Below are 6,572 nucleotides of genomic sequence, written 5' to 3'. Positions count from 1 at the left end.
TGCGGTGCCGATAGCGCGGTGGACTGGCTTTACCAAATTACCGAAGAACTGGCGGCGGAACTTGGCCAGAAACTGCGCGTAGCAAGGCTCTATTCAGGCCAAAACCCCGCCGAACTGACCAAGGCGCTTGCCGCGGGCCATGTCACGCCGCTGCCCGCGGCGCCGCCGATTTCGCCCGAGATTCTCGCATCCTGCACCAATATCGTGGCCCTTGCCGGGGCCGAGCAGATTCAGGCGGCGCTTTCCACAGGTGCCGATATCGTCATTGCCGGGCGCACCACTGACACCGCCATCATCGCGGCGCTGCCCCTGTCTCGCGGCGACCACGCGGGCGGTGCGTGGCACGGTGCCAAGGTGGGCGAATGCGGCGCGATTGCTACAACGAACCCGGCCACTGGCACGATCCAGATTGATTTTGATGCAAGCGGGTTCACCTTTACCCCGCTTGGCGCAAGCGCGCGGGCGACGCCCTATACCGTTTCGGCGCATATGCTTTACGAAAACTCTGACCCTTTCATCCTGCACGAACCGGGCGGGCATCTTGATGTGACCGGCACCCAGTATCAGGCGCTGAATGCGCGCGAGGTGCGGGTCGAAGGGTCAAAATGGGTGCCGGCACCCTATACGGTCAAGCTCGAAGGGGCCCGGGTTGCGGGGTATCAGACCGTCTCGCTGGCGCTGTTGCGAGAGCGGCGCTACGTTGAAGGCGCGCGGGCATGGGCAGATGCCGTGATTGCCGAGGCGCGCGCCAAGGTCGCAGCGCGGTTGGGTCAGCCCGCCGATGCCTACGATCTTGAAATCCGCCTGATCGGCATCGACGCAACGCTCGGCGTGCTTGAAAACAACACATCACTGCCGCCAGAGGTTGGTGCACTGGCAATCGTTACCGCGCCCACCGAGGCGCTGGCCGCCGAGATTGCCAAGATGGTCAACCCCTACCTTCTGCACCACGCGCTGGAAGAGGATGAGCCGATGCCGACCTTCGCCTTCCCCTTCTCGCCCGCCGAAATGAACCGCGGCGCGCTTTATGAGTTTTGCCTGAACCACGTCTTGCAGGTCAGCGACCCGATGGCACCCTTCCGGCTGGTGGTTTCGGAGGTGGGACATGACTGAACTTGGCAGCATCGTTGAAAAGGTGCGTTCAAAAAATGCGGGGCCATTCTGGCTGACAATTGATGTTTTCTGCGGGAATAGTGACGCTTTTGCCCGTGTCGCAACACTTCCGACAGCCCGCGTCGCGGCCCTGTTCGGGGTAGACGAGGCGGCGATGAAGCGCTTTGATATTGCCGATCTGAACGTGGTCAAGTTCTCGGTGCCGCGTCCGGTCGTTCAAGGCACGCGCGCTGACCGCGATATGCATGGCGCGGCTTGGGCCTGCCTTTTGGCCGAACTGCCGTTGGACTAGCGCCCCAGAGTTGCGCCGAAAATCCTGTCCATGTGGTGCGACAGATAGATTTCCAGCCACTTGGTATAATGTTCGGGGTGGCGCGCCACCTCGGCGGCAAGGTCGTAAATATTCACCCAGCGCACATCCGAAACCTCGTCGGGGTTCGGCTTAACGGTCATTTCCGGGCTTGCATAGGCAAGGAAGATATCGACCACCTCATGCTCGATCATACCTTCGCCCACGTCGGCGCGGTATTCGATACGGTCGGCAAAGGCGGGGTAAAGCCCGGTGATGCCGAGTTCCTCGCGCAACCGACGCACCGCGCAATCGACGGATTTTTCGCCCCAGTCAGGATGCGTGCAACAGCTGTTGGCCCAAAGCCCGGCGCTGTGATACTTGCCCGCCGCCCGCCGCTGAATCAGCACGCGTTCGCCATCGAGCACAAAAACCGATACGGCTTTGTGCTTCAGTCCCTGCTGGTGCACGGAGATCTTTTCCACCGGGGTCAGTACACCCTGGACCCAGGCGGGAATCATGTCAGTCATCTACGACTCTGTTAAACACCGCCGTGGCATTGTCGCGCACGGCGGTGCACAAAGTCACTTGGGCAGCTTGCCACTGGGTCAGCTTGACGCGGGGGTCAAGAAATCGCGGTGCCTTCCGCGGGCTTCTGCTCTGCCGCGCGGCGCGAAAGTTCGGCGCGGTAAAGCGCAAGGAAGTCGATGGTTTCAAGGTAGAACGGCGCAAAGCCGCCGTCGCGCGTTACATCCGATACGATACGGCGAATGAAGGGAAACAGCATCCGCGGGCATTCGATCAGCAGGAAGGGGTGGATCTGCTCTTCCGGCACGCCTTCGACGTGGAAGATACCGGCATAATCCAGTTCGAGCAGGAACAGCGGGGCCTTGTTGGTGCTGTTGGTCGAGGTGATCTTGAACTTTGTGATGACTTCATACTGGTGTTCGGTAGAGCGTTTGCGCGCATCAAGGCTGACTTGAACCTGCGTTTCGGGCTGCACTTCGGCAGAGGCTACGCCCTTTTGCGCAACGATGTTTTCGAACGACATGTCGCGCACGAACTGCGCGAGAACGCTCATCTTCACTTGCGCCTGCTGCGGGGCGGCGCCATTTGCTTCGTCGGCCATCGTAATCTCCAGAACAAGTTTCGCGCAGGGTGTAGCACTCTGCGCTCAACGCCTCAATGGCGCGTCCAGCCCGAGGCGGGGCGCGAAGGCGTATTTTCGGGATCTATTTCGAAATACTCGACATCAATCGGCCCTGACCGATGTGCCGAGTGCGTTTGGCCGCCCACGGTGAAACTTGCCACCTGCATGCGCTTTGCCAGATACTGCATCAAAGCCCGGCGCACCGCTGGCACCAGCAGCAAAATCCCAACGCTATCCGTGAAGAACCCGGGCGTAAGCAGCATGGCCCCGGCGAACAGGATCATCGCGCCATGCGCTAGGGGCGCGGTGGGATCGCGCAAGTCGGATAGCGCAATGCGCAGGTCGGCCAGCGCGCGCGTGCCTTGGCTGCGCACTAGCGCCGTGCCAAGTGCGGCGCTCGCAACTACCAGCCCCAGCGTCGGCCAAAGCCCGATCAGCCCGCCGATCTGAATGAACAGGCCGATCTCGATCAGCGGTACGATCGCGAAGGCCAGAAAAATCCACATTGCAGCATCCTTTCACTTGCCCGAAACAACTGTACCGGGCGGCGGTGGACTTGGCCCCGCCGCTACCCTACATAAGTGGGGATAGCCGGGTTTTCCAACCCCGCCCGCCCGAGGTTAGATAATGTCCAACGCAGTGATTCAGCTTATCGTTCTTGCCGCAATCGCGATCTTCTTGATTTTGCGGCTGAAAAACGTGTTGGGAAGCCGCGAGGGGTTCGAGCAGCCCGATGCGCCCGAAATCGAGCCAGCGCGCCGCAGCGCCCGCCGTGGATTCGAGGTGATCGAAGGCGGGCAAGACCGCGACATCACGGACCATGTCGCCGAGGGTAGCGCAGCCGCGGTGGCCTTGGCGGCGATGAAACGCGCCGAACCGTCGTTCGGTGTTACAGACTTCTTGCAAGGCGCGCGAGGTGCCTATGAGATGATCCTGATGGCATTCGAGCGTGGCGATCTGGCATCGGTGCGCGCATTCCTTGCGCCCGAGGTCTATGCGGCCTTCGACGAAGTGGTGCAAACGCGCACGCAGCAGGGGCTGACAGTGCAGGCCGAGTTCATCGGCGTGCGCGAGCTGACGCTGGATGGCGCTGAATATGATGCCAAATCACGCGAGGCCGAGATTTCGGTGCGCTTCTTGGGTGAACTGATTTCGTCGGTGCGCGACAGCGCCGGGCAGGTGGTCGAGGGCGACCCGAAAACCCCGCGCAAGCAGCGCGATACATGGACCTTTGCGCGCAAGATGGGTGCGAAAGACCCGAACTGGCAGCTTGTCGCCACCAGCGCCTGAGGCAGGGCGATGGGCCGACGCCGCCGCCGCCTGAGCGAAGAAGAGCAGGCGCTTTGGGCGCAGGTTGCCGCCAGCACCGTAGCACTCCACCCCGCGGCGCAGCACCAGCCAAAGCCCCCGGTTGCGCCGCCATCGCCGGTGGCCAAGCCTAAGCCGAACCTTCACCACTCGGCGCGCGTTACACATGCAGATCTCGTGGCCTTCCGTCTGGGCCAGTCGGTTGTCGAGACCGCGTGGCGCCACCAGCCAGCGCCTTCCTTGCCCGAACGCTTGGCCGAAGCGCCGCTGAACATGGACGTGAAGGCGCACCGCAAGATGACGCGCGGGCGGCTTTCGCCCGAAGCGCGGATTGATCTGCACGGCATGACGCTGGCCGAGGCGCACCCGGAACTCATCCGCTTTATCCTGCGCGCGCAGGATACGGGCTTACGGTTGGTGCTGGTCATCACCGGCAAGGGAAGGCTGGGCGCGGATGACGGCCCAATCCCCACGCGGCATGGGCTGCTGCGCCATCAAGTGCCGCACTGGTTGCACCAGATGCCCTTGGCACCTGCTGTGCTGCAAGTAGCGCAAGCGCACCTTAAACATGGCGGCGCGGGTGCCTATTACGTGTATCTTCGGCGCAGCGCGCGCTAGGGCGCGGTCGCGGCCATGGCGGGGGCCAGCACGATGCGCGTGGCGCCCTGCGCGGAAAGCACCAGATAGCTTACCAAGCCGGTTCTTCCCGATTGGTCGGACGCCAGAGCGTCAAGCAAGCGGCTTTCCTGACCGAACAGCGTCAAAAGCGCCGCCGAGGTGCCGGGCACGAAATGGCCGGTGCCCTCTGATACGGCGCTGACATCGACAACCGTCAGATCCAGACTTTCAAGCGAGGCTGTATCCTGAAGGTTGCCTAGCCGCTCACTTTCGCCCGAAAGCAAGGCTCCCAGAGCCAGAACCCGATCGCGCCGCGAGGTAAAAATGACAAAGGGCTGCGGCAAGGTGCCGATCCGCGCTGCTTCGGAGCGAAACACATCGACATCGAGATCCGGTGAAATCAGCACCACGCCGGCCACACGGCGCATCACATTTGTGTTGGCACCAATCGCCATCTGGCGCAGCGTTTCCATGACCAACTCGCTGCCCATCGAATGTGCAACGATGATGATGCGCTCGGCCCCCGCCGCCGAAAGATCGCCCAGCAGTTTTTCGAATCCATCGCGCGCAAACAGAACGGAATCGCGATCATAGGCATAGGCGAGCACATTTGCGCGTGACGGCCATGAATAATGCACCAGCACGCCCGGAATCCGCAGATCGTGGCCAAGTTGGGCAAAGCGATACAGCCCCTCGGCCAAGGTGTTGTTGTAGCCGTGTACAAACACCACCGCTTCGCGCCCGTTTCGCGCCAGCGCTTGCCCGATCTCGGACCTAAACCCGGTGACCGTGGCATAGTGCATCTCGGTGCTGACCAGAAAATCGGTTGTGGGGTCTGGCGGGCTATACCGCTTTGGAAAGCTGATCTCGCCGGGCTCGCGGTCGGGCGGCACCGAAACGTCGTAGCGCGCGAAATGAAGCTGATCCGAGCGCGGGTTGGTCTGTTCGTCAAGCTCGTCATCCGGCGTGCGGGTGCTGCCCACATAGATCTTCAGCGGCGGCGAAATATCGGCCGCCGCAGGGAAAACCGTGATCGTGCCGCGCTGAGCGCAACTGGCAAGCAGAAGCGTCGCCGCTAGCGCGGCCAGCCTTATCGCATGACTAGAGAACGTACCGGCTGAGGTCTGCCGAACGCGAAAGGTCGCCCAAATGCCTTTCAACAAAAGGACCATCAACCACCACCGCCTCGCCACCCCTGTCGGGTGCATTGAAGGAAAGTTCCTCGAACACCCTTTCCATTACCGTGTAGAGCCTGCGCGCACCAATGTTTTCAACAGCGCGGTTCACCTCGGCAGCGATTCGAGCAAGCGCAGAGACGCCTTCGGGGGTGAAGGTGACGGTCACCTCTTCGGTCGCCATCAGTGCCGTATATTGCAACGTCAGCGCATTGTCGGGCTCGGTCAGGATGCGGACGAAATCATCCTCGGTCAGCGCCTTCAACTCTACCCGAATAGGCAGCCGCCCCTGCAATTCGGGCAAAAGGTCCGAAGGTTTGGCAATGTGGAATGCACCCGAGGCGATGAACAGGATATGGTCGGTTTTGACCGGCCCGTATTTGGTTGAAACCGTGGTGCCCTCGATCAGCGGCAGCAGATCGCGCTGCACACCTTCGCGGCTGACATCTGCGCCGCGGGTTTCGGCGCGGCTGGCCACCTTGTCGATCTCGTCGATGAATACGATCCCTTGCTGCTGCACAGCCTCAAGTGCTGCCGCCTTGACGGCCTCGTCATCAAGAAGTTTGTCGGCTTCTTCCGAAATCAAAAGCTCGTAGCTTTGCGCCACTGTCAGGCGCTTGCGCGCCGTTCTGCCGCCAAATGCCTTGCTGAGCATTTCCTGCAAGCCCTGCATCTGGTTTTCCATACCCCCGCCACCCATCGGCATCATGCCGAGCGGCGGCGCGCTTTCGGCCACCTCAAGCTCGATCACGGTGGCGTCCAACTCGCCCCGCTTCAGCTTGCCGCGGAACATCTCGCGCGTGCCTTCGCGTGCATCGGTGCCCGCGAGCGCGTCGATCACCCGCTCTTCGGCCGCCTTGTGCGCGCGGCCCCGAACCTCATCACGCATCCGCGCGCGGGTTTCGGCCACACCGACATC

General features: G+C 62.0%; 9 protein-coding genes. 4 read left to right on the top strand and 5 right to left on the bottom strand.

Annotation, left to right across the window (positions count from 1 at the left end; genetic code table 11):
* Together ABY403_RS11985 and ABY403_RS11980 are read left to right on the top strand one after the other, a co-directional pair.
* The coding region (locus ABY403_RS11985) for an acyclic terpene utilization AtuA family protein (RefSeq protein WP_372841055.1) at positions 1 to 1,113 on the top strand (1,113 nt) is incomplete at its 5' end.
* Positions 1,106 to 1,405, top strand: a complete 300-nt coding sequence (locus tag ABY403_RS11980) for a DUF4387 family protein (protein WP_372841054.1) — start codon at positions 1,106 to 1,108, stop codon at positions 1,403 to 1,405. The genes ABY403_RS11985 and ABY403_RS11980, both read left to right, overlap by 8 nt.
* Here the strand turns inward: ABY403_RS11980 and idi are convergent.
* The 3 genes from idi to ABY403_RS11965 form a co-directional block, all read right to left on the bottom strand.
* Positions 1,402 to 1,932: an isopentenyl-diphosphate Delta-isomerase gene (idi, locus tag ABY403_RS11975; protein WP_372841053.1), complete on the bottom strand. Its 531-nt coding sequence runs from the start codon at positions 1,930 to 1,932 to the stop codon at positions 1,402 to 1,404. The two genes, ABY403_RS11980 and idi, sit on opposite strands and share 4 nt — an antisense overlap.
* Positions 1,933 to 2,027: 95 nt before the next feature.
* Positions 2,028 to 2,531: a protein-export chaperone SecB gene (gene secB, locus ABY403_RS11970; RefSeq protein WP_372841052.1), complete on the bottom strand. Its 504-nt coding sequence runs from the start codon at positions 2,529 to 2,531 to the stop codon at positions 2,028 to 2,030.
* Positions 2,532 to 2,584: 53 nt separating this feature from the next.
* Positions 2,585 to 3,058: an FxsA family protein gene (locus tag ABY403_RS11965; RefSeq protein ID WP_372841051.1), complete on the bottom strand. Its 474-nt coding sequence runs from the start codon at positions 3,056 to 3,058 to the stop codon at positions 2,585 to 2,587.
* Between the two features lie 121 nt (positions 3,059 to 3,179).
* On the opposite strand from ABY403_RS11965, the gene ABY403_RS11960 reads away from it, so the two are divergent.
* A complete protein-coding gene (locus ABY403_RS11960) occupies positions 3,180 to 3,842 on the top strand; it encodes a Tim44/TimA family putative adaptor protein (RefSeq protein WP_372841050.1) in 663 nt (220 codons plus the stop codon).
* Between the two features lie 9 nt (positions 3,843 to 3,851).
* Positions 3,852 to 4,478 carry a Smr/MutS family protein gene (locus ABY403_RS11955; protein WP_372841049.1) on the top strand — a complete coding sequence of 209 codons (627 nt, stop codon included), beginning with the start codon at positions 3,852 to 3,854 and terminating at the stop codon, positions 4,476 to 4,478.
* On the opposite strand, the gene ABY403_RS11950 is transcribed toward ABY403_RS11955, so the two are convergent.
* Both ABY403_RS11950 and hslU read right to left on the bottom strand, forming a co-directional pair.
* Positions 4,475 to 5,650, bottom strand: coding sequence for an alpha/beta hydrolase (locus ABY403_RS11950; RefSeq protein WP_372841048.1), 1,176 nt, complete (start codon positions 5,648 to 5,650; stop codon positions 4,475 to 4,477). The two genes, ABY403_RS11955 and ABY403_RS11950, sit on opposite strands and share 4 nt — an antisense overlap.
* A partial coding sequence (hslU, locus tag ABY403_RS11945; RefSeq protein ID WP_372841047.1) for an ATP-dependent protease ATPase subunit HslU occupies positions 5,580 to 6,572 on the bottom strand: 993 nt, incomplete at its 5' end. The genes ABY403_RS11950 and hslU, both read right to left, overlap by 71 nt.

The sequence above is a fragment of the Phaeovulum sp. genome (assembly GCF_041596715.1).
GTDB lineage: Bacteria > Pseudomonadota > Alphaproteobacteria > Rhodobacterales > Rhodobacteraceae > UBA6213.
Note: the sequence above shows the minus strand (reverse complement) of the source record. Positions and strands in the feature narration are given on the sequence as shown.